This window comes from Olleya sp. HaHaR_3_96 (assembly GCF_019278545.1).
In the GTDB taxonomy this organism is placed as follows: domain Bacteria; phylum Bacteroidota; class Bacteroidia; order Flavobacteriales; family Flavobacteriaceae; genus Olleya.
The window spans coordinates 2,902,700-2,924,537 of record NZ_CP058987.1 but is presented as its reverse complement, the minus strand read 5'-3'; the positions used below and the strand labels follow the sequence as shown (position 1 = coordinate 2,924,537).

20 protein-coding genes and 1 riboswitch are annotated in these 21,838 nt (G+C 31.6%); of the genes, 10 read left to right on the top strand and 10 right to left on the bottom strand.

Translation table 11 applies throughout. The features are described 5' to 3' along the window. Positions 1-378 precede the first annotated feature (378 nt). From H0I26_RS12810 to thiS, 9 genes are all read right to left on the bottom strand, one after another. On the bottom strand, positions 379-1,509 hold the full coding sequence (locus H0I26_RS12810; RefSeq protein ID WP_218699450.1) for a T9SS type A sorting domain-containing protein: 1,131 nt from the start codon (positions 1,507-1,509) through the stop codon (positions 379-381). A gap of 808 nt (positions 1,510-2,317) precedes the next feature. After that, positions 2,318-3,373, bottom strand: a complete 1,056-nt coding sequence (gene moeB, locus H0I26_RS12805) for a molybdopterin-synthase adenylyltransferase MoeB (protein WP_218699449.1) — start codon at positions 3,371-3,373, stop codon at positions 2,318-2,320. 1 nt (position 3,374) lies between these two features. Then, on the bottom strand, positions 3,375-4,493 hold the full coding sequence (gene thiH / locus H0I26_RS12800; RefSeq protein ID WP_218699448.1) for a 2-iminoacetate synthase ThiH: 1,119 nt from the start codon (positions 4,491-4,493) through the stop codon (positions 3,375-3,377). A 38-nt stretch (positions 4,494-4,531) separates the two neighbouring features. Continuing rightward, positions 4,532-5,302, bottom strand: a complete 771-nt coding sequence (locus H0I26_RS12795; RefSeq protein WP_218699447.1) for a thiazole synthase — start codon at positions 5,300-5,302, stop codon at positions 4,532-4,534. Positions 5,303-5,397: 95 nt separating this feature from the next. Continuing rightward, entirely contained in the window at positions 5,398-6,003 is a 606-nt protein-coding gene (gene thiE / locus H0I26_RS12790) for a thiamine phosphate synthase (RefSeq protein WP_218699446.1), read from the bottom strand. Then, positions 6,003-6,764: a hydroxymethylpyrimidine/phosphomethylpyrimidine kinase gene (locus H0I26_RS12785; protein WP_218699445.1), complete on the bottom strand. Its 762-nt coding sequence runs from the start codon at positions 6,762-6,764 to the stop codon at positions 6,003-6,005. Before H0I26_RS12785 ends, thiE begins: the two co-directional genes overlap by 1 nt. A 56-nt stretch (positions 6,765-6,820) precedes the next feature. Then, positions 6,821-7,423 carry a thiamine phosphate synthase gene (locus H0I26_RS12780; RefSeq protein ID WP_218699444.1) on the bottom strand — a complete coding sequence of 201 codons (603 nt, stop codon included), beginning with the start codon at positions 7,421-7,423 and terminating at the stop codon, positions 6,821-6,823. Between the two features lie 159 nt (positions 7,424-7,582). Continuing rightward, entirely contained in the window at positions 7,583-9,442 is a 1,860-nt protein-coding gene (thiC, locus tag H0I26_RS12775; protein ID WP_218699443.1) for a phosphomethylpyrimidine synthase ThiC, read from the bottom strand. 44 nt (positions 9,443-9,486) lie between these two features. Beyond that, entirely contained in the window at positions 9,487-9,690 is a 204-nt protein-coding gene (thiS, locus tag H0I26_RS12770) for a sulfur carrier protein ThiS (RefSeq protein WP_218699442.1), read from the bottom strand. Between the two features lie 99 nt (positions 9,691-9,789). Further along, positions 9,790-9,884, bottom strand: a riboswitch (TPP riboswitch). A 174-nt stretch (positions 9,885-10,058) separates the two neighbouring features. Here thiS and H0I26_RS12765 point away from each other — a divergent pair. The 4 genes from H0I26_RS12765 (at position 10,059) to H0I26_RS12750 (ending at position 13,176) form a co-directional block, all read left to right on the top strand. After that, positions 10,059-10,622, top strand: a complete 564-nt coding sequence (locus tag H0I26_RS12765; RefSeq protein ID WP_218699441.1) for a hypothetical protein — start codon at positions 10,059-10,061, stop codon at positions 10,620-10,622. 179 nt (positions 10,623-10,801) lie between these two features. Continuing rightward, positions 10,802-11,740, top strand: a complete 939-nt coding sequence (locus H0I26_RS12760; protein ID WP_218699440.1) for an SH3 domain-containing protein — start codon at positions 10,802-10,804, stop codon at positions 11,738-11,740. A 167-nt stretch (positions 11,741-11,907) separates the two neighbouring features. After that, complete coding sequence (locus H0I26_RS12755) at positions 11,908-12,927, top strand: SH3 domain-containing protein (protein WP_218699439.1); 1,020 nt, start codon at positions 11,908-11,910, stop codon at positions 12,925-12,927. Positions 12,928-13,005: 78 nt separating this feature from the next. Continuing rightward, positions 13,006-13,176: a hypothetical protein gene (locus tag H0I26_RS12750; RefSeq protein WP_218699438.1), complete on the top strand. Its 171-nt coding sequence runs from the start codon at positions 13,006-13,008 to the stop codon at positions 13,174-13,176. Between the two features lie 275 nt (positions 13,177-13,451). On the opposite strand, the gene H0I26_RS12745 is transcribed toward H0I26_RS12750, so the two are convergent. Next, complete coding sequence (locus tag H0I26_RS12745) at positions 13,452-14,306, bottom strand: DUF5694 domain-containing protein (RefSeq protein ID WP_218699437.1); 855 nt, start codon at positions 14,304-14,306, stop codon at positions 13,452-13,454. Positions 14,307-14,511: 205 nt separating this feature from the next. Between H0I26_RS12745 and H0I26_RS12740 the strand changes: the two genes are divergently transcribed. The 6 genes from H0I26_RS12740 to H0I26_RS12715 all read left to right on the top strand — a co-directional run bounded on the left by H0I26_RS12740 (position 14,512) and on the right by H0I26_RS12715 (position 21,734). Then, on the top strand, positions 14,512-15,525 hold the full coding sequence (locus H0I26_RS12740; RefSeq protein ID WP_218699436.1) for a sensor histidine kinase: 1,014 nt from the start codon (positions 14,512-14,514) through the stop codon (positions 15,523-15,525). Further along, positions 15,513-16,226, top strand: coding sequence for a LytR/AlgR family response regulator transcription factor (locus tag H0I26_RS12735; protein WP_218699434.1), 714 nt, complete (start codon positions 15,513-15,515; stop codon positions 16,224-16,226). Before H0I26_RS12740 ends, H0I26_RS12735 begins: the two co-directional genes overlap by 13 nt. A 166-nt stretch (positions 16,227-16,392) precedes the next feature. After that, positions 16,393-17,382: a nucleoside hydrolase gene (locus tag H0I26_RS12730; protein WP_218699432.1), complete on the top strand. Its 990-nt coding sequence runs from the start codon at positions 16,393-16,395 to the stop codon at positions 17,380-17,382. Between the two features lie 3 nt (positions 17,383-17,385). Then, positions 17,386-18,363 carry a phosphotransferase gene (locus tag H0I26_RS12725; protein WP_218699430.1) on the top strand — a complete coding sequence of 326 codons (978 nt, stop codon included), beginning with the start codon at positions 17,386-17,388 and terminating at the stop codon, positions 18,361-18,363. A gap of 275 nt (positions 18,364-18,638) precedes the next feature. Further along, a complete protein-coding gene (locus H0I26_RS12720; protein ID WP_218699428.1) occupies positions 18,639-20,993 on the top strand; it encodes a toxin-antitoxin system YwqK family antitoxin in 2,355 nt (784 codons plus the stop codon). Positions 20,994-21,134: 141 nt separating this feature from the next. Continuing rightward, positions 21,135-21,734, top strand: coding sequence for a DUF6642 family protein (locus H0I26_RS12715; protein ID WP_218699426.1), 600 nt, complete (start codon positions 21,135-21,137; stop codon positions 21,732-21,734). Positions 21,735-21,838 lie beyond the last annotated feature (104 nt).

Genomic DNA, 21,838 nt, shown 5'->3' with positions numbered 1-21,838 from the left:
TTTATTTGTGATTAATTTGTCGCAAAAATAGGAACTTTATTAGAGATACATAGCAAGATTATTTTCAAATTTTAAGAAAATTGAATGTTTTTCTATTTTTTTAATATAATAGAGAATATTAGATTGTATTGTTTGCTATTTAAATGAAAATAAGAATATTGAATTATTAATTTAATTCGATATATTTAAAGTTTTTGAATGAAAAATTAAGATTAACCACAATAAATGTAGTCTGGATTTAGCTTTAGTAGTCATTAGATATTCAAGAATATATTTATTCTTTTTATAACTAATTTAAAATGGTCGTGTTGTTTAATCAATTATATATCAAAAAAAACTCCAGCTTATTAACTGGAGTTTTTTATTGCTAAGCCTAATTTAATCTTTACTCATTTTTTTTCTAATAATCGAATTTCCTTTTTTAATACTTACTATATAGATACCTTTTTTTAAATTTTCAATGTTAATATTCATATTTGACTTGTTATTAACATCTTTAAAGGAGGATTTTTTAACAATAGTACCTGAGAGATTATGAATTTCAATATCGAAACTAATATTATCACTTGAATTTAGAAATAGTTTTAATTCGTCTTTAACAGGATTAGAAAAGCCTATAGGACTGTCGGCTGATAAAGTTTCTAATTGTAATCGATACTTGACTAAAGGGACAGGAATAGCTCTATTTAAACAAGATCCAAAAGATTTAGTAAAAGAATAATCAATCCAACCTAAGTCTCCATTTGTAATTTGTTGTGTTATTAGCTCCCCACTTAGTGAAGTGCCTTGATAAAACATTTTGACATTATAAGTACCAATTACATTGCAACTATAAAATCCGTTATTATTAATTGTATTGTTAGGTGCATTAGAAGTCGCCATATTTGTTAATTTTATTAACGAATTAGGATTGCAATTATTAGCACTAGTAGTTGTTTGTAAGTACAATTTTCCTGCGTTAGTGTACGATCCGACAGCAGTTAAATGTATATTACCAGTGTAACTTCCATTTGCATCTTTAACGCAATAACCACCCATAGTTAAATCTATAGTAGGTGTAGCTTCTTTAATAACTACAATTCTAATTAATTTTCTAGAGCCTGGTATTTCCGCGCCGTTGCAAAGACTTTTTATAGTGTAGTAGGTTTGACCTACAGCTATATTTTGTATTACAAACCATTTATGTAGAGTAGCGATTGAATTTCCTGAATAAGTAGAATTAACACCATCAACATTTATCATCGTTGATCCATTACAGGTATAACTTACAATATCTGTTCTAAGCTTTAATTCATTTAAACTAGAGCTATAGAAGGGAATTGTGATTTCAAAAGTTTTATAAGTATCAACGCCATTAGATGTTCCATAGACTAATTCATTTACGGCATTAATATTGGTTGGATAATCTATCCCAATAGTGTTTTGAGCAAAAGCAGAACAAGACAAGTTTAGGAAAATGACTAGTATAGCATTTTTTATTTTCTTTGAATAATATAGTTTTTGTTTCATGATATTTTATATTTTAATTTCCCTACTCTGTAAGCTTTTCGGGTTGCGCTTTTGTTTTAATGTTGTTTCATGTTTTTTTTTCACGGGCTATGTTATTAGAATGTTTATAACACTACATCAATTTTATTTGGAATTTGTTACCATAAATGTTTGTTTTAATGAAGCGCTATGGAAGATTAGGTTAGTTAATAATAAAAAACCTTTTTGTATTATTCCTAGCTTTATTTAAGTACCAAAAAAGGGATTTGAAAAAAATAAAATAGTGTTGTTTTGAAGAAGGGAATGTTGGCGTAATTTTGGGTTGTGCTTTTATAACAAGAAAACGACACCGTTTAATATTGTATGTAATTATTTAAATACTTTAATTAAGTCTTATTAATAGGTGTTTTAATTAGAACATTTATGTTTTCATTACAATCAGATTAAAGTCGCTTCATCTATAGAAAACCTTTTTAATTTGAATACTGTTGATACAAATAATGATCTAAAATTTTAATTTCGGCCCCTTTTATACCTGCAAAAATAAAACCTCCCATAGTCTGTCATCAAATTGAAGAATTAGAAAAGATGAGTCTTATTTTATAATTTATTAACGAAACTCTATAACTAAAATCTTTACAATATATTGAATGAATAAGAGGCTAAATAAAAGTATATTAGAAGAACTTCTATGCCTTTTAATACTTAATAGAAGAGTCCGTGATCAACAATTTTCTATTGAAAAATGATTAGTGTTTATATAATTGAAGTTTATATAATGAAACAATTTTACCGATCAAAATCAGAGAACTAATTGTTTAATAATGTGTTATAAATTTAAAGCTTCTAACTGTAACATAACTAAATCTAATCCTTCGTCTTTTAAAATTTGAATCGCTTTTTGACTACGAAAACCTGATTTACAATACACAACTAAATCTTTATCAGTACACACTTCATGTACTCTGTTTTCCAGTTCTCCTAACGGAATATGTTGTCCTCCGATATGATACAATGCTCTTTCATCAGGTTCACGGACATCTAGTAAATTATACTTTTCTGGCTCTTTATTTAATTCGTCTATAGTAATTTTTAAATGATTAGTTGTTATCCCGCATGCAAATGCATAGTTATTCTCTAGGCTTTTGATTTGGATGGTATCGTTTTTTTTAAAATTCAATACTACTTGCGCCATGGTTAACATATTATAGGTCAGTAATTTTCCTGATAAAACATCTCCAAGACCAGAAATAATCTTAAAGACTTCGTTGGCTTGTAACATGCCTATTAATCCAGGAAGTACACCTAAAACACCAACATCAGAACAATTAGGTACTGCATTTGGTTTTGGAGGTGTGGGGAATAAACAGCGATAGGTTGGTCCGTTATTATAATTGAAAACAGACACTTGGCCTTCAAATTTAAAAATAGATCCAAAAACTACAGGCTTTTTAAGTAATACTGCAGCATCATTTATTAAATATCTAGTCGGAAAATTATCTGTCCCGTCTATAATAATATCGTAAGGCCTCATGACATCCAAGGCATTGTCTGTTGTCAATCTGAGGTTGTAACTTTCAAATTTGATATAAGGGTTTAATAATTTTAGGTGCTTTATGGCTGATTCCGCTTTATTTTTTCCAATATCTTGATGTGTATATACTATTTGACGTTGCAAATTGGATTGCGACACAGTATCATTATCAACAATACCAATAGTACCAACTCCCGCTGCAGTCAAATATTGCAGAATGGGACACCCTAATCCACCAGCACCAATTATTAGTACTTTTGCTTGTTTTAATTTTAACTGACCTTCTAATCCTATGTCCTCTAGAATGAGATGTCTGTCATATTGTTTTTGTTCGGATGGTGTTAATGTCATTTTAATTGAATTCAGAATAATTGTTATACCAATCTTTCCAGACCACTTCATAGCCTTGAGCGGTAATCATGTCTTTAATTTGTTCTGTGTTTCTTTCATCAGAAATTTCGAACTGTTCCAGCGATTGTGGATCTACTGCATAACCACCTGGATTGGTCTTAGATTCTGCACTAATAGACGTTATTCCTAAATTAATAATATTATTTCTAAAGGTTTCACTTTCTCTAGTAGACATGGATAGTTCCACATCTTCATCTAATAAGCGATACGCACAAATTAATTGTACTAAATCAGAATCCGTCATTTCTACTTTTGGTTGTACTTCCCCTTGATGTGGTCTTAGTCTAGGAAAAGAAATAGAGTACTTTGTTTTCCAATACGTTTTTTGCAGATACTTTAAATGCAACGCTGTGTAAAAACTATCCACTCGCCAATCTTCTAATCCAAATAAAGCGCCAATTCCTATTTTATGGATACCTGCTTTTCCTAATCTATCTGGGGTATCCAAACGATAGTCAAAATTCGATTTTTTACCTTTTGGATGATGGATTTTATAAGTTGCTTTATGATAGGTTTCTTGATAGACTAACACGGCGTAGAGTCCGGCTCCAATAAGTTGTTTGTAGTCCTCTTCATCTAAAGGTTGTACTTCTATACTAATATTAGAAAAATGTGGTCTAATCAATTCTATAGCGTGTTTTAAATAGGAGACACCAACGGTTCTATTGGCCTCACCGGTTACTAATAATATGTGATCATACCCCTTAGATTTTAAAAGAGTAACTTCTTTTAAAATTTCAAAATCAGATAGGGTTTTTCTGGGGATTTTATTAGTCATACTAAAGCCACAATAGGTACAAATGTTTTGGCATTCGTTGGATAAATACATCGGAATATACATTTGTATTGTATTGCCAAATCGTTTTCTTGTTATCGCTTGGCTGCGTTGTGCCATCTCTTCGATAAAAGGATTTGCTGCAGGAGAAATTAAAACTTTAAAATCTTCTAAATCTATGGTCTCTTTATCTAGTACTTGTCTAACATTATCCGCAGTAAAATTATAGATTTCTTTTTCTAAAGTATCCCAATCGTAAGTATCAAAAGTATTTTTAAATGACATGTATTAAGCGTTTAGTATTGTACTTTATATAGTACAAATTAATTAAGAAAAGAAGTTAATGGACTACTAGCTTCCGCATGATTTTTAACAGATGCTAATTTAGCTTGATAGGCTAATCGACCAGCTTCTACAGCCATTTTAAAAGCTTTAGCCATAATTACAGGATCTTTAGACACTGCAATTGCAGTATTTACTAAAACGGCATCAGCCCCTAATTCCATAGCATAAGCAGCATGTGATGGGCTACCAATACCTGCATCCACGATAACAGGTACGGTAGATTGTTCGATAATAATTTTTAAGAAATCCACCGTTTTAATGCCTTTATTGGTGCCAATAGGCGCACCTAATGGCATAACACATTGGACACCTATATCTTCAAGTCGTTTACATAATACAGGATCTGCATGTATATATGGCATTACTACAAAACCGAGTTTAACTAGTGCTTCAGCTGCTTTTAATGTTTCTATAGGGTCTGGTAAAAGATATTTTGGATCAGGATGAATTTCTAACTTAATCCAATTAGTGTGTAAGGCTTCTCGTGCCAATTGTGCAGCAAATACAGCTTCTTTAGCGGTTCTGACACCCGAGGTATTTGGTAATAGATTAATATGTGGGTGTTTTAAATGTGATAAAATATCGTCGTCTTCATTCTTAACATTCACTCTTTTTAGTGCAACTGTTATCAGTTCACTTTCTGAAGCTAACAACGCCTCTTTCATTAGTTTTGAGGAACTAAACTTACCTGTTCCTGTGAATAGGCGAGAGGTGAATGTTTTATCTGCTATTTTTAATTTATGATTCATTTGTTGTGGTTTGAATTTGTGTTTGGCTAAGTGCTTTAGAAATTTAATTTACATAATAACCTTGCGACTGCGATGAAGGAGACGGTGTTGTTTATTTAGTTCAAAATCTTTTGAAATTTTGCAATATTAGTAACATCAGTAGTGATAGCTCCAGAGATTGCAATACCGTAAACACCCGTTTTTAGTATTTTAGAGACATCCTTTACTGTAATACCACCTATCGCTATTATAGGTGTTTTGGTTTGTAAGTCTTCTAATAGTTTTTTATAACCTGATGTTCCTAAAACGGGGCTTAAATTTTGTTTTGTTTTTGTAAATTGATAGGGCCCTAAACCGATATAATCGACTTGTTTTTCTAATAAAACATTACAATCTTGAAGTGTATTGGCTGTTCCTCCAATGATAAAAGCGTGACCTAAATAGTCTCTAACGAGTAGAGGACAGGCATCGGTTTTTCCTAAATGTACACCATCTGCTTGTACCGCTTTTGCTATTTTATAATGATCGTTTATTATTAGTTTAGTGTTAAAAGATGTGGTAATGGCCCTTGCTTTTTTTGCTGTTTCCAGAAGCGTTTTAGGTGCACCATTTTTTAAACGTAATTGCACCCATTCGGCACTAGAAGCACAGGCTTTTTCGATATTTTCCAGATGGGCTTCAGGAGTGTCTCCTTGTGAAATATATTGTAATTTGCTAATCATTATTTGTGATAATTATGTGATCCTAGTAAAGATTGGTTAGAACTTAAAAACTGTTCTGTGTACAGCTTTGTGTTTTTACAGGCATCTTCTAAAGTGATATCTTGCATTAAATTGGCTGCTAAAGCGGCAGATAGTACACAACCACTACCATGTTTATCATAAATAGGTTGCGTTGTCATGGGGGGAATATTTAGTTTTTCTATTTTACTGTAATACACTTCATCCCAACCTTTTTTATCTGTTCTGTGTCCCCCTTTCAAATAGATATTTGTCTTTTGTGCCATAAAATCGATAGTCTCTTCAATAGTCTTATTTGGAAATAAAGCTTTTATTTCGTCATAATTAGGTGTTATAAAATCACAATGATGTAATACGTTTTCTAAAATTTCTAAATCTTGTGACGTATGAAATGTAAATCCCGCACTTGCTTTTAAAATAGGATCTAATACTATTTTTATATTGGGATTCAGTTTTTTTATGGTTTGAACGACCGTTAAGACAATCTCCCAAGAGGATATGATTCCTATTTTTACAACTGCTATTGAAAAGCGTTTAAAAAGCAATTCTATTTGTTGTAAAATAAGGTCTTTATCCATCCAAAGACAGTTGGTAAATTCGGTATCATTCTGAACCGTAACCGCAGTGCACACGGATAATCCATAAAGATTATGCGCTTCAAATGTTTTAATGTCCGAGGTTATTCCAGCGCCACTAGAAGGATCTAGACCTGCGATAGTTAATATATACTCTTTTTGATTCAAAATGTTCAGGTATTTAGTACTTTAGGCAACAATATGTTTGATACAAGTCATTATAATTACTTTGTGAGCAGCGTTTCGTAGCATTTTTTTATACTTTTAAAAGACTCCACAGGATTATCAGTATTCCAAATACCACCCAATACACCAATACCTTTATATCCTAATGTTAAGGCTTTAGCGATGGTATCTTCTGTAATACCGCCCATGCCGATAATTGTTTTATCGATACCGTTGACGTCAAAACCACGCCCTTCATAATTTGCTTTAGAAATGGAGGAAAATACAGGACTTAATAAATGATAATCAAATTCGAATGTACAATCTTCTACTGTTTTAGGGTCATGAAAAGAAGAGCTGATTGTTTTTCCAAACATGTTTAAACTTTTAAAATACTGTCCTGGATTATCAATATGATCTATTCGTTTTTGTTCTTGAAAATGAACTCCTTTTAAATTAAAGTCGTTTATCAATTCATGATGATAATGCACCACGATTCTATTGTGGTATTTGCTATCTATTTGATTTAAATAGGCGACATGCTGCTCGTAATTTTTATCCGGTTTTCTAAAATGAAAGAACAGTAGTCCCGCTTCAAATAATTGATTTAATATTTCAATTTCGTTGGGAATATCTTTTTCTGGAGCAATAAGAACTATCATAATGTTTTGGGTTTTAAAATGTACAGATTACTTTGTATTGACGGTTGTTCTGTTTTTGAGTTAGGGATTGCAGTGGCATCCTTTTGCTTTTTTCGCAAAAGATACAACGGAAAGCCCGCCCACGCTTTTTTTTATAAGCGTGGGAACTTCCAAATGAGTTTATAAATAGACTTCTGAACCTTTCTCTTTAAATTCTTTTGATTTTTCTTCAAACCCTTTGGCGATAACTTCGTTATCCACAATGTCATTTTCGGCAGCAAAATCACGAACTTCCTGAGAAATCTTCATAGAACAGAATTTTGGTCCACACATCGAACAGAAGTGAGCCACCTTTGCACCATCGGCAGGTAGGGTTTCATCATGATATTCTAACGCACGTTCTGGATCAAGTCCTAAGTTAAATTGGTCGTACCAACGGAACTCAAAACGCGCCATACTTAAGGCATTATCTCTGTGCTGTGCACCAGGATGACCTTTTGCTAAATCCGCTGCATGCGCTGCCAATTTGTAAGTCACAACCCCTACACGAACGTCTTCTTTATTAGGTAAACCTAAGTGTTCTTTGGGAGTAACGTAGCACAACATGGCGCAACCAAACCAACCAATCATAGCCGCACCAATACCAGATGTAATATGATCGTAACCTGGTGCAATATCAGTGGTTAAAGGTCCTAACGTGTAAAAAGGAGCTTCGTCACAAACATCTATTTGCTTCTCCATATTTTCTTTAATCATATGCATTGGCACGTGACCAGGACCTTCAATAAAGCATTGCACTTCGTGTTTTCTTGCAATTTGTGTTAACTCACCAAGAGTTTCTAGTTCTGCAAACTGTGCCTCATCATTAGCATCTGCAACAGAGCCTGGACGTAATCCATCACCTAATGAAAACGCAACGTCATATTGTTTTAAGATCTCACAAATGTCTTCAAAATGGGTGTATAAAAAACTTTCTTTATGGTGTGCTAAACACCATTTTGCCATGATAGATCCGCCTCTAGAAACGATACCTGTAACGCGTTTTGCCGTCATTGGTATGTAACGTAACAACACACCAGCATGAATGGTAAAGTAATCCACACCCTGTTCTGCTTGTTCGATTAACGTATCACGGAAAATCTCCCATGTTAAATCCTCGGCAACACCATTTACTTTTTCTAAAGCTTGATAAATAGGCACTGTACCAATTGGCACTGGAGCGTTACGTACAATCCACTCGCGCGTTTCATGGATATTTTCTCCTGTAGATAAATCCATGATATTATCAGCACCCCAACGACAGGCCCATACTGCTTTTTCTACTTCTTCCTCTATGGAAGAAGTTACAGCAGAGTTACCAATATTAGCGTTAATTTTAACTAAGAAGTTACGGCCTAAAATCATAGGTTCTGCTTCTGGGTGATTAATGTTAGACGGAATTACGGCACGTCCTCTGGCCACCTCAGAACGTACAAATTCGGCAGTGATTTTTTCAGGAATAGACGCTCCAAAATGCTCCCCTTTATGTTGCTTTCTAATTTCGGTCATTTCGTCAATACGTTGATTTTCACGAATAGCGATGTATTCCATTTCTGGAGTAATGATACCTTTTTTAGCGTAGTGCAATTGTGTTACGTTTTCCCCTTTTTTAGCACGTAATGGCTTTTTTAATAAGGAAAAACGCATGTGATCTAAACTTTTATCATTTAAACGCATGTTGCAATAGTCTGAAGAAAATTGATCTAACCGTTCGACATTATTTCGGTCTAATATCCATTGTTCACGAATTCTTTCTATTCCTGCATGTACGTTTATCTCTTTATTAGGATCTGTATAAGGGCCAGAGGTGTCGTATACGGTGACTGGTTCGTTTGGTGTTTTCTTTTTTGTCATCGAATCTGTAGTATCACTTAATGCAATTTCTCGCATAGCAACTTTGATCTGAGGATGAATTTTTCCGGCTACATAAATTTTTGTAGAATTAGGAAACGGATGTCTTGTAATTCCGTTTTGCTTTGGTGCAGTGTCTTTATTTTTCATGTCTTTTGGTTGAATTGGCTTTTATATAAAGAAGGTTGATAGGATTATCCCCCTTGAGTAGCGGTTATAATTAAGATGTGATCACCATCGATTAACGTTGTAGTATTCCAATCGTTTTTGGTGATAATAGTCTGATTGATCGCCACAGCAATGCCATTAACCGGAATAGAAAGCACATTAAGTGCGCCTTCTAAAGAGCTATTTTTGGCAAATTGGTGTGTGGTATTATTTACTTTTATGTTTATCATTTGTTTAAAATCACTTAAAAAAAAGCATCATGCTTTTTTTGTAATGTTATAAACGATAAAAGTGTCGAGAATGGAAAAAAGGAGCAGTGTTGTGAATACAACAAACTGATAACTTTTCCCTCCGTTGGTATTAACCAAATCAGGTTCTAAGGATTTTTCTCAAACTAATTTAATAGCTACTCCTAAAGTTTACTACACAAATGTACTAATTTAATTGAATTATGTAGGGTGTATTTTATAAAATGTCGAATGCTATTATTTATTTTATTAAAATTGTATTTTAAATACAACAACATTAGTTAATGATGCCAAGTTTATAATTGTAAAATCTAAATATGCCAAAGGGCACTGTATAATCTTATAAATTTATGAAAGTAAAACAATTTAAATTTAGAGCTTTTTTAGTCGAAAAGTATTATAGAATGTGGAGTATTTTTGCTGTCCTATTAGTTTCTATAATAGTTGTTCCAGGCTTATTATTAGCAAATTACTTTTTACCTGATGACATGACAAATACACCTTTATTTTCACAACTATTTATATTAGTAATTATAGCAATACCCTTAATGATGGTATTGTTTATTGTAATTAATGCGTTATTTTTTAAGACGTTAAATGTTTCTTTAGGAGAATTGATTACAATACAAGGACATAAAAAAAAGCTATATCAATTTAATAAAAAGGATATCACTAAAATTATAATAAAAAGTAATGATGATAAAACAATTCATAACAGATTTAGAATTTTAGAAATGTATTTTAATGAAAATAAAAGCATTAATATTATCAGTAGAGATAAAAATCAAGAAGGTGTTTTTAATAATTTCCTTGAGGCCTGTATCTTATATTTTGATTTAAATAGAGATAGTGCAGAAAAAAGAGCTCTAAATACTTCAGGTGATTATAAATTAATTTTTAACCTTAAAAACTAAAAGCAAGAGAATTCTCAATTCTTTTTTTTGAAATTAAACTCTCAATCTGATAGCAAATTCAAGCAGATTTATAACAAGTAAAACCATTAGACAAAAAATAGTCGAATGATTTTACTCGTATTGTATTCCATTTGGATTACTTTTATCCCAGTTAAAAAATCAATACTAAACCAAGTAAAATGAACAAAATTCCACTAAAAAAGTACTACTTAATACTGTTATTATTAGCTGTTATGGTCGGCTGTAAAGATAACGTTACCTCAGACACATCTGATAAAAACATAGAGACTAGTAGTGATTCAGACTCTAGTGATGATTTAGAAGTAAAAACCTCTAACTTTTCAGAGAATGATAACGCATTAATCTGTTTATGGTCAAAAGTAGGTCTTAGAGATATTGCAGGAAGAAAAGGCGCTAAATATCTAGCAACTATCTATTTTGGAGAAACTGTAAAGTTTTTAGGAGAAAAAGAAACAGGAAGTGATAATAAAGAGTATTTAAAAATAGAGTTGTCTGATGGTGCTCAAGGTTGGGTTTACGAACATTTGTTTGCCGAAAACGGTAAGTTAGCGGTGCTTAAAAAGCCTTTAGCAATTTATAAAAGACCTGATGTCATGGAATTTGTTGGTAATAAGTTTGATAGAGGAGATATTGTTGTGCTCTTAGATCAAAGTAAAGGCGAATGGGAGAAAGTAACCGGTTTTGAGAAAAAGAATGAAGGTTGGATTAAAAAAAGTGATGACTTTGTATATGATGATTTAGATATTAAGTTAGCCATTTTATATAATAGAGCACTTAATGAAGATAATGCTTCTAAAAAAAATAAAAAGCTTAAATTAATTATGGATAATCCAGCGTTTCAACAATCAAACTTTATTGATATTGTTCAGAAATCTTTGGTAGTAGACGATAGTGAAGCCTATGGAATGATCAATGATCCTGATGGTTATACAAATATGAGAGAAGGTAAAGGGACAGACTATGCCATAGTGAAAAAAGTGTTTGAAGATGAGAAGTTTATTATTCAACGTAATAATGGTGATTGGTCTTTAATCCGTCTTGCGGATGGTACTAGTGGATGGATACATAGCAGTCGCATAAAAATAGTGAGAGAATAACAAATAGTCTATTTTATAAAAAAGCACTGCTCATTAAAATGCCTTTTCCTATTAAAAAAGAACAAGAGAAAATGCAAGAGAAAAAATAGTCGAATAATTTAATTCGTATTCTATTCAAATTGGATTATATTTATCCCTGTTAAAAAATCAATACTAAACCAAGTAAAATGAAAAAAAACGCATTAAAAAAGTACTACTTAATTATTTTATTACTATCTGTTATAGTCGGTTGTAAAGATAAAGACACATCGTCTTCTTCTAATAATGACATGGAGACTAGTAGTGATGCAGAGCGCGGTAGTGATTCAGACTCTGGTGATGATTTAGACGTTAAAACCTCTAACTTTTCAGAGAATGATAAATCATTAGTTTGTTTATGGCCAAAGGTAGGCTTACGTGATATTCCAGGAAGAAAAGGCGCTAAATATTTAACGACTATCTATTTTGGAGAAACCGTAAAATTTCTAGGAGAAAAAGAAACAGCAAGTGATAACAAAGACTATGTAAAAGTTGAATTATCAGACGGACAACAAGGTTGGGTATACGAGTATTTATTATCTGAAAACGGTAAATTAGCGGTGCTTAAAAACACTTTAGCAATCTATAAAAGACCCGATGTCATGGAATTTGTAGGTAACAAATTTGGACGAGGAGATATTGTAGTTGTTTTAAACGAAACTAAAGGAGATTGGGAAAAAGTGACTGGTTTTCAAAAAGAAAATGAAGGTTGGATTCAAAATAGCGATAACTTTGTCTATGACGAGTTGGATATTAAGTTAGCTATTTTATACAACAGAGCGATGAATGAAGATAGTCAATCAAAAAAGCAAAAAAAGCTTAAATTAATTACTGACAATCCAGCATTTCAACAATCTAGTTTTATTGATATTGTTCAAAATGCGTTAATTGGAGATGATAATGATGCGTATGGTGAAGATGATTTTAGCGAACTAGAGGCGTCTATAAACTCTGATCAATTATATATTAGTACTGAAGTCTTAAATGCGAGAAGCAACCCTAATTCTGAAGAAGACAATGTCGTGTTTCAATTAGAAAAAGGAGATGTTTGTAATATTATTGAGAAAGGAAATTTTGAAACCATAAGAGACAATAGCAGCAATTGGTATAAAATTGAATTTAATGGTAATGAAGGTTGGGTCTTTGGCTTCTTCACTTCAAAAAAATAGATTAAAATATTAATTACTTTAATCTCAAATTAAAAGCAACCTTCGTTAATAGCGGAGGTTTTTTTATTGGATTAAACTTTGTCAAATTTTAGAAGAGCAAACAAAAAGACATATGGTAATATCAACAGATTATTTAGATTTTTTAAAAGATCAATTGACTCTTTTGAAACCAATCGTTACGAAAAAACATTTGGTACTATCGGACTGTATATTGATCGTTTAATAGCTAAAGACACCATTTACTTTTAAGTAGATGGGAGCAACAAAAACAACTATTTAAATGCAAGATTTGTACTATTATCATTTTTTATAAATGAGACCGTAGTGGCTTTTTTTATGATGTTCCTGTAGGAATTATTGAAGACAGTACGCAGTTTGTTGTTTGGGCAGAGGCGGCATTAGCGATTCAAATCACTACTAATAAATCAAAAAAAATAAGACAATAAAACTATAATTCAGTTTACACTATGCGCTTTTAAAGTTTTATAGCATTTAAAAGCGCATTTAGTATAAACTTAAAAATTCTATTCCATTATATCTTTTAATTCAACTGTTTTCCATTCAGTGTTAACAGATATCAATTGCTTTAAAACAGCGATATGACTAGCTCCCATAAGTATCATAATACGTTTATCCTTAGATTGAGTATATTTCTGAATTAATCCATAACTATAGATGTTTCTTTTAATCCATTCGGATGCTAGAAAAGAACCTACAGTGCTATTTAAATCACCACCTTTATTGGCACCTTCTAAATACCATGACAGATCAAGCTGTCTTTGTTTATCGTCATTTAAGAAGTATAAGATGTCTTTAAGAGACCGTTGCTCAGAAACAAGTGTATTATAATTGGTTTCAAATTGTTTTATGTCCGCATTAAAAGAAGAAATAAGTGTGGTTTGTTTAGCTGTTTCCATAGCTTTCATTAAACTATCATAAGGAAATTCGGTATTTCTAAAATCAATACCATACACACGGTCATGTTTTAATGTTTTGGCCACTCTGAAACCGAGTTGATAAATTTCATTTCTTTTGTCATTTCCCCATTCTGTTGTTTTATAGAGGTTAAGAAGGGAATCTAATTTTGGTTGATAGTTTAAAGTTCTTTCTACAAAAATCTTATCTGGTTTAAATGCTACTATTTTATCTGCAATGTCATTTAAGTCCTTTTGATAGGTAGCAGAAAGGATATCAATTTCATTAGTTTGAGCAACATCAAAATCTGCTTTTTTGTAGTTATTCCAGTGTGAAGTTCCTACAAGTAACACTTCTGTTTTTATAGTGTTCAACTCTTTTTTTTCATCATCCAGTGTAATATTACCTTGTTTAGTATTACATGAAACAAGCGCTAAGCCTATAATTAAAAGTAAATTTTTCATTTTATTCGTTTTATGATTACTTTAAAAGTAGTAGAGTAAAGTATGTGATAGCGCCACTTTTTGATGACTACCATCAAGCACTCCATTAACGCTATAATGCACACAACATTTAATGTTGTTGTATGATTTTAGGGTTTCGTCCTAGAAAATACAGCGTATATATTTAAATTTAAAAATTGTAGTTATTTAAAGATACTTTTGTAAAATGAATATAAAAAAAGAATGGATCTATCACGGCTCATTAGCGCTTCTTATATTAGCACTGCAGCTACTTCAAGTTTTTGTTCTTAAAGAAAAACAAGGCTTTTTTAAATTACAAAGCATGCTACTGGAAGCTACGTTTTACAGTACTTGTATAATTATCTACTTTATTAATTTTAAAATAGTTTGCCCGTATTATCTAAAACGAATAAAGATTGCTCAATTTTTAATAGCTTTAGTAGTCCTGCTTTTATCATTTGCAGGGATTAGGTATCTATTAGAGGAGGTTATACTGTTTAATATTGCAGGGTTTCATAATTATTACGAGGCAACAAGGAGAGTTACTTTTTATATTCTAGATAATTCTTATTATGCCATAAAACCTATTCTATATAGTACATTAGTGTATTTGGCAATTAAAATAATGGAGACCAATAACCATAATAAAGCTGAATTAGATCATTTAAAATCTCAAATTAGTCCGCATTTTCTTTTTAATACACTCAATGCTTTTTATGTAGAATTAATTGATGACAAGCCTGAGACTGCTAAGGATATTCATAAGCTGTCAGAATTACTTCGGTATGTGACTTATGATTCTCAAAAGGATTTTGTGTTTTTATCTAATGACATTAAATTTTTAGAAGACTATATTCATTTTTTTAAAAAACGATTTGAGAACGAGTTTTCAGTTGATTTTCAAGTTTCTGGCGTAGTGCATAACCAGCAAATACCAGCACTGGTTTTAATTCACTTTATAGAAAATTTGTTTAAGCATGGCGTTGTAAACGATAAGAATAATCCAGCAACCATCAATTTAGTTATCGATGAAGCATTTATAATATTAAGGACTAGAAACAAGATCTTAACGTCAGAAAAATTTATGGCTTCAGGAATCGGTACTAAAAACGTAAAACGTAGATTATCAACATTATTTAATTCGAATTATGAATTAGTATATACCGATGACACTCCTTATTTTAACACCCATTTAAAAATGCCTGTATGGAAAAAGTAATAAAATGTATTATAGTAGATGATGAGCCGCCGGCAATACGCTTGTTAGAAAAACATATTGAGAAAGTGGCCTTTTTAGAGCTAGTTACGACAACCACAAACTCTTTAGAAGCACTTCAAATCATGGAAAAGGAGGACATCGATTTAGCTTTTTTAGACATACAAATGCCAAATTTAACGGGGATTCAGTTATCTAAAATTGTTAACGACAAGACTAGAATTATCTTTACTACAGCATACCCACAATTTGCATTAGAAAGTTATGATCTAAATGCAGTAGATTACTTATTGAAACCCTTTGATTTTGAGCGTTTTTACAAAGCTATATCTAAAGTGAAGCTTTCCAGTAAAACACAAGACAATAGTAATACTACAGAAGCGTATTTATTTGTGAAAACGGATGGAAAAAACAATTTTGAAAAAATAAACAGTTCAGATATTCTATACATAGAAGGGTTAAAAAACTATGTTGCCATTCACTTAAAAAACAATAAACAGATAATAACTTATAATACTTTAAAGCATATTAGTGAGAGTTTACCAGCGGACAATTTTATTCAAATTCATAAATCGTTTATAGTCGCTATTACTCATATCGAAAAAACAAATTCGATTGTGGTTCAAATAAATAGCAAAGAGCTGCCTCTAGGAAACACCTATAAAAGCTTGTTTTTTGCTAGAATTGAAAAAAACAAATTGTAATTAACAGTAATTAGTAGATTTATAAAATATAGCTAGTGAGTATAATAAAAGCGTAATGTTTACCCTTTTTGTGCGACCAATCGCAGAGTCACTATAAAAGTGTTTAGCTGTACATTTGATTTTATTAAAAGGAATACAGACACGCTTTACTATTATAGAAAAACACATGCAAAACATAAATAATACGCTTAAAACATTTAAAACCTTACATTTTCATAAAGTCATTAAAAGGGCTTTTTTGCAATGTATACTTATAGCTATTCCTTTTGTTAATACGACTGTCGAAGCTCAGGAATTGGATCAGCGTTTACCACTAATTATTGACGCAGATACGGCAAACGAAGTCGATGATCTTTACGCTATTGTTCGTGCCATTACAGAACCAACATTTAATATTCTAGGTATCACATCCGCACAGTTTCATACCTCGCCATTAGCTACGGATAATACAGTTCAAGAAAGTCAGGAAATTAATGAAACTATATTGCAATTAATGGGGCAGGAGGCCATTCCGTTACCTTTAGGGAGCAATGTTCCATTAAAGAATAATACAACTCCAGCAAGTTCTCCTGCGTCTAATTTTATAGTAAAAATGGCGCATCAATTACCAGCCAATCAAAAATTGAATGTCGTAGTATTAGGATCTTGCACTAATATTGCGAGTGCCATTTTGGAAGATCCATCTATAATAGAAAAACTAAAAGTCCATTATCTTGGATTTTGGCATGATGTAGACACTAATACTTATAATAAAAAGGAATTTAATTCAGGTAATGATCCTATCGCGGTAGAGGTACTTTTAAACACTAAAAACCTTGATGTGACTATAATGACAGCAACAACTAGTCAGCACCTTGTATTTACAAAAGTAGAAGTAGACCTTAATTTAAAAAATAAAGACGGTATTTCCGATTATTTGGTCAAACGATGGGAGACTTACCAACGTTGGTGGACCAAAGATGATCCGGAAAAGAAAAACTGGATTATGTGGGATGTTGCCATTATAGAAGCATTGGCTCATCCTGAATTATCAAAAACGAAGTCTTTTCTAACACCCCCAGAAAATACACAACGGGTAATCAGTATCCATACGGAAATAACAGTAGATAAAATGACTACCGATTTTTGGAAGAGTTTAAAAAATTATAAAAATTAGAGTATGTATTTAGAGGCAACTAATTCCATTTCAGATTTTGAAACGTGTTTAAATTCCATTGGTTTTTTAGATTTAAAGGAAGAATACATTAAAACTATCGAAAAACCTGGAGAAGGTAATATGAATGTGGTTCTTAGAATCCGTACCAATAGGCGCTCTTTTATTGTTAAGCAATCCCGTCCTTTTGTTCAAAAATATCAAGATATACCAGCCCCTATCGAACGTATTGCTGTAGAATATCAGTTTTATAAAGCCGTTACCGGTAAAAGCATTAAACCTCACATTCCTGAAATACTGAGTTATAGTGCCGATAATTATTTATTACTATTGGAAGATTTAGGTGATTGTCAGGATATGTCGTATTTGTATGATAACAAACATTTCACTACATCACAACTGGATCAACTCATAAATATTGCATCTCAAATTCATAAATCTAAACCTATAGATTATCCTAAAAATAGGACTTTACGATTACTTAATCATCAGCACATATTTGTACTTCCTTTTGTTAAGGCTAACGGTTTTTCTTTAGATGCAATCCAGGAAGGTCTAGAGGATCTCGCGCTTAATTATAAGGCTGATGCCCTCTTAAAAAAAGAAATAAAAAGAGTAGGAGAACAATACCTTGAAGAAGGCAATACATTGCTCCATGGCGATTATTATCCAGGAAGTTGGATGACTAAAGGCGGCCATATTTATGTAATCGATCCAGAATTTAGTTTTATGGGCTTCGCCGAATTTGATATGGGTGTTCTAGCGGCACATAATATTATGATTAGCATGGATATATCTTGTCTTCAAACCATAACAACAGCGTATCCAGAACCACTTAACAATCAATTACTCACAAAAGTCGCAGGCATAGAAATTATGCGTAGAATAATAGGTTTAGCACAACTGCCTTTAAAAAGATCTATTCAAGAAAAGAAAATACTTTTAGAAATCGCGCATGCTTTGATTCTTGATGAGCGTAATTAATCCTATATAAAAGTGTCCTTTTACAACTTTTTCTTCTTAATTGCTTTTCTAGATCTATAACTGTCTTTGGTTTTTGACATCCAAACTTAATAAGCAACACTTTTTTGCATTTTCTATTTATTATAGAATTCAGTAAATAAAAACTTAACAAAATTAATTACCTTGTCAGTGTTTATAGATTGATTTTCATTTATTTGATTGTCAAAACTTAAAACTTATCGTAAATCATAGCGATATCACAACCTTTTGTACTAATCAATACAAATATTCACTTAATGAGACATAAAATTAAAACACTACTATTTATAGCAGTTGTTGCCATACAGTACAATTTTGCACAAACTAATGATACTTTATATTTTGATGTCGATTGGAAAGAAACCACAAAAGCAAATCATGCCTTTTATAGACCATTACCTTTAAAAAAGGTCGATAGTCTAGTCTTAATACAAGATTTTTATAAAAATGGAAATATGCAAATGCAAGGATATGCATATGCTACAAATCAACGTAATTATGCTGGCGATATCTACTATTACAATGAAGACGGCAGCGATAGCTCCCGTAGCAAATATATTAATGCAACAAATAAACCGTTAACCTATTATCATAATAATGGAACTGTTTGGAAAACCATTACCTATAACAAGGCTGTAAAGGTCGGCATCGTAAAATTATATAACAATAATGGTCGAGAGATTAGAAACGAAATCTTTAAAAACGGATTAAGAGTAAATGATACACTAGACAAATTTGCAAGTACGTATTATTCAAGTATAGGAAATCAACAGATTGAGTTTAATAAAAATGTTGAGAAAATTTTCAGGCCTACACAGGCATTGTATTGGATGAATTCTGGACAATTGGCATCTGTCTCCGATTATGAAGATAATTATACACTGACTGCTCAGAAAATATATGATGAGTCTGGAACTGTACTTAAACAGTATGTGCAAAATGATTTTTTAGGTTCTAAGATAAAAGAGGGGCGTTATTATGAGGTTAAAACAACCAATGGTTTTGCTGTTTCTATCGATTCTACATCACAGGTTAGTCAGCAAAAACAAGTGGTTAAAATCGATGATGTTAGCCTAATACAAGCAGATAAAACAAATGGTTATATTAGCTTTTATAAAAAAATAGCGACAGATAACTATTCAGAAATTGATTTTAATATTTTACATAAACTTAATGTTAATGGTGCATCGGCGTCTTTTGTGTCTTATAACAATCCTAATAGCTCCAGTTATTCTAGTAATGATTTATATGATGAAGATGAATATAGTATTGCTATCAATCAAATAAAAGAACAAACAGTTTCGCAATTATTTGAATCTTTAAAGTCAATAGAATGGCAGAGTAACTATAACGAAATAATTAGTTACAAGAAGGATACCATTGCACACAAAACATCATTTAAACTGCTAAATAATTACATTTTCACATTTATAGACGAAGCGTTTACAACCAAAAACTATGGTGATTTTGGTTCTTTTTACACCGAAAAGGATGACAATGTAAAAAAATGGAGAATAGATAACCGCCACTTTTATACTACGCTCGTATTTTTACTAAATGGTAATAAACCTATTATTATATTAAGTGATGAGAATGATATTGATTATTACATCATTCCGACCAAAGACAATAAATTTATTGTAAACTTTGAAGATAGCGAAGATAATATTGCAAAACAACAAGCGTATACCCAATTTTCTGACCAAACATTGCAAACAATTGTTGAGTATATTGATACTCGTAATTTTTATAGCATAAGTGCAAAAAGTAATAAGCATTATATTGCCAACCCTTTTGATGAAATAGTTATCGATAAACCATATGATAGTATACAATTAACAAAACAATATATTATTGGCAGACATAAAAAAACTATTGATATTTATAATATCAAACTTCAAAAATTACCCATCAATACCATACGTCAAGTCTATTTTGACAGAGGTAATTTACAAGTATTAACGGATAACGGCCCCTTTTATATTGATGCTTTAGGAAACGAAACTCAAAGAAAACTTATTTCCTATTCATTTTGCGGAACTGTAAGTGCTACAGACTATACAATAATCCAAACTAAAGGACAAAAGCCTGCCAACGCCATTAAAATTTATTATGGCGGCATAGGTAGAGGGTATCATGAAGAAAATATTTTAAAAATAAATAATTTAAACACCAGTTACACACTAACCTTTTTAAACAAAACAAAGCAGGACGGTTATGACGGGAATAGTAGTTTTGTGGATGGTTATAAAAATGTAACAAACGTCTTGATTGCAAGTAAGAATAATAAGTTTGGTTTGTACAGCTATAGCCCAGAAGGCGTTGACTTTGATTATAACGTCGACGATTCAGCATTAATTGATATAGATGATTCAAAATATGGAAGTACAGACGCCACAATGTTATTACCAGTAACGTATGACGCTATTCAATTTCGTAATCCTTTAATAATTGTAAAACTAAATAATACCTATGGTATTTATCCTTTAGATAAAGGATTACGCTATAATTTTTTGGGTAATATCAAAAATAATTTTATGCCATTTGAGACACTAGATGGTAAAAAAGGTTGGATTGATGTAAATACGTTTCAAGAGTTTTATGCCAATTGATTTTTTTATAATCCCAGACGATGTAACTATTTAAGCATCCCAATATAGCTATAGCTCCTCATGTTTTCTATAAAATCAATAAAAAAAATGAAAGATTTACAGTATTTTTGCACCTGATATATTACCCGTAAATATTAAGATTTGTTAGAGAAAACACAGCAATTACCCCAAGAACAATTAATAGATACAGATTATTTTATTTACTGTTTAGAAGCAGTGGAAGATATAGAAATAGATCAGATTACTGAAGCACAAAAAAAATTAGAACAACTAACCTTACACTATGGTGTGGCTAGTATTTATAATACATGCGATACTATTGAAGGCCTAGAGGCGAGCTTAGATGGCTTGGTCTTGGACGATCATAATTTTAAGGATTATGAAATAATTTACTTGGTTATACCAGGTGAAGCCAATAGTATTTGTTTAAATGACTATTACTACAGTTTACAAGAAATTGCCGAAATGTTTGAAGGCCGGTTAGATGGTAAGATTTTACATTTCTCAAATGCTAAGGTTCTAGATTTAGACGAAGAAGAAGCACAATACTTTTTGGATATCACTGGTGCAAAAGCTGTTTCTGGTTACGGTAATGAACGTAATGACATATCGAGCTCAAATCTTGACATAGCATTCTTTAACTTATTTAAAGAAGACGATAATATGCTAGATGTAGTGGAAGAGCTGCACCAAAAACATTACAAAACGTGTAAACTACTTGATTTTAGATTGTATTATTAAGCTTGAACTTATTAGCATCACTTCAAAAATGTAATATGATGTTTTATCTTATCTAACTTGAGATACAGATATACATCGTCTCAAAATTATAAAACATCCACTAA

Excerpts from the sequence above, each read along its gene's own strand:
- thiH (WP_218699448.1), bottom strand. The coding sequence starts at position 4,493 with ATGTCATTTAAAAATACTTTTGATACTTACGATTGGGATACTTTAGAA.
- H0I26_RS12765 (WP_218699441.1), top strand. The coding sequence starts at position 10,059 with ATGAAAGTAAAACAATTTAAATTTAGAGCTTTTTTAGTCGAAAAGTAT.
- H0I26_RS12745 (WP_218699437.1), bottom strand. The coding sequence starts at position 14,306 with ATGAAAAATTTACTTTTAATTATAGGCTTAGCGCTTGTTTCATGTAAT.
- H0I26_RS12730 (WP_218699432.1), top strand. The coding sequence starts at position 16,393 with ATGCAAAACATAAATAATACGCTTAAAACATTTAAAACCTTACATTTT.
- H0I26_RS12810 (WP_218699450.1), bottom strand. The coding sequence starts at position 1,509 with ATGAAACAAAAACTATATTATTCAAAGAAAATAAAAAATGCTATACTA.
- H0I26_RS12795 (WP_218699447.1), bottom strand. The coding sequence starts at position 5,302 with ATGAATCATAAATTAAAAATAGCAGATAAAACATTCACCTCTCGCCTA.
- H0I26_RS12740 (WP_218699436.1), top strand. The coding sequence starts at position 14,512 with ATGAATATAAAAAAAGAATGGATCTATCACGGCTCATTAGCGCTTCTT.
- H0I26_RS12725 (WP_218699430.1), top strand. The coding sequence starts at position 17,386 with ATGTATTTAGAGGCAACTAATTCCATTTCAGATTTTGAAACGTGTTTA.
- H0I26_RS12760 (WP_218699440.1), top strand. The coding sequence starts at position 10,802 with ATGAACAAAATTCCACTAAAAAAGTACTACTTAATACTGTTATTATTA.
- moeB (WP_218699449.1), bottom strand. The coding sequence starts at position 3,373 with ATGACATTAACACCATCCGAACAAAAACAATATGACAGACATCTCATT.
- thiE (WP_218699446.1), bottom strand. The coding sequence starts at position 6,003 with ATGATTAGCAAATTACAATATATTTCACAAGGAGACACTCCTGAAGCC.
- H0I26_RS12755 (WP_218699439.1), top strand. The coding sequence starts at position 11,908 with ATGAAAAAAAACGCATTAAAAAAGTACTACTTAATTATTTTATTACTA.
- H0I26_RS12720 (WP_218699428.1), top strand. The coding sequence starts at position 18,639 with ATGAGACATAAAATTAAAACACTACTATTTATAGCAGTTGTTGCCATA.
- thiC (WP_218699443.1), bottom strand. The coding sequence starts at position 9,442 with ATGAAAAATAAAGACACTGCACCAAAGCAAAACGGAATTACAAGACAT.
- thiS (WP_218699442.1), bottom strand. The coding sequence starts at position 9,690 with ATGATAAACATAAAAGTAAATAATACCACACACCAATTTGCCAAAAAT.
- H0I26_RS12780 (WP_218699444.1), bottom strand. The coding sequence starts at position 7,423 with ATGATAGTTCTTATTGCTCCAGAAAAAGATATTCCCAACGAAATTGAA.
- H0I26_RS12735 (WP_218699434.1), top strand. The coding sequence starts at position 15,513 with ATGGAAAAAGTAATAAAATGTATTATAGTAGATGATGAGCCGCCGGCA.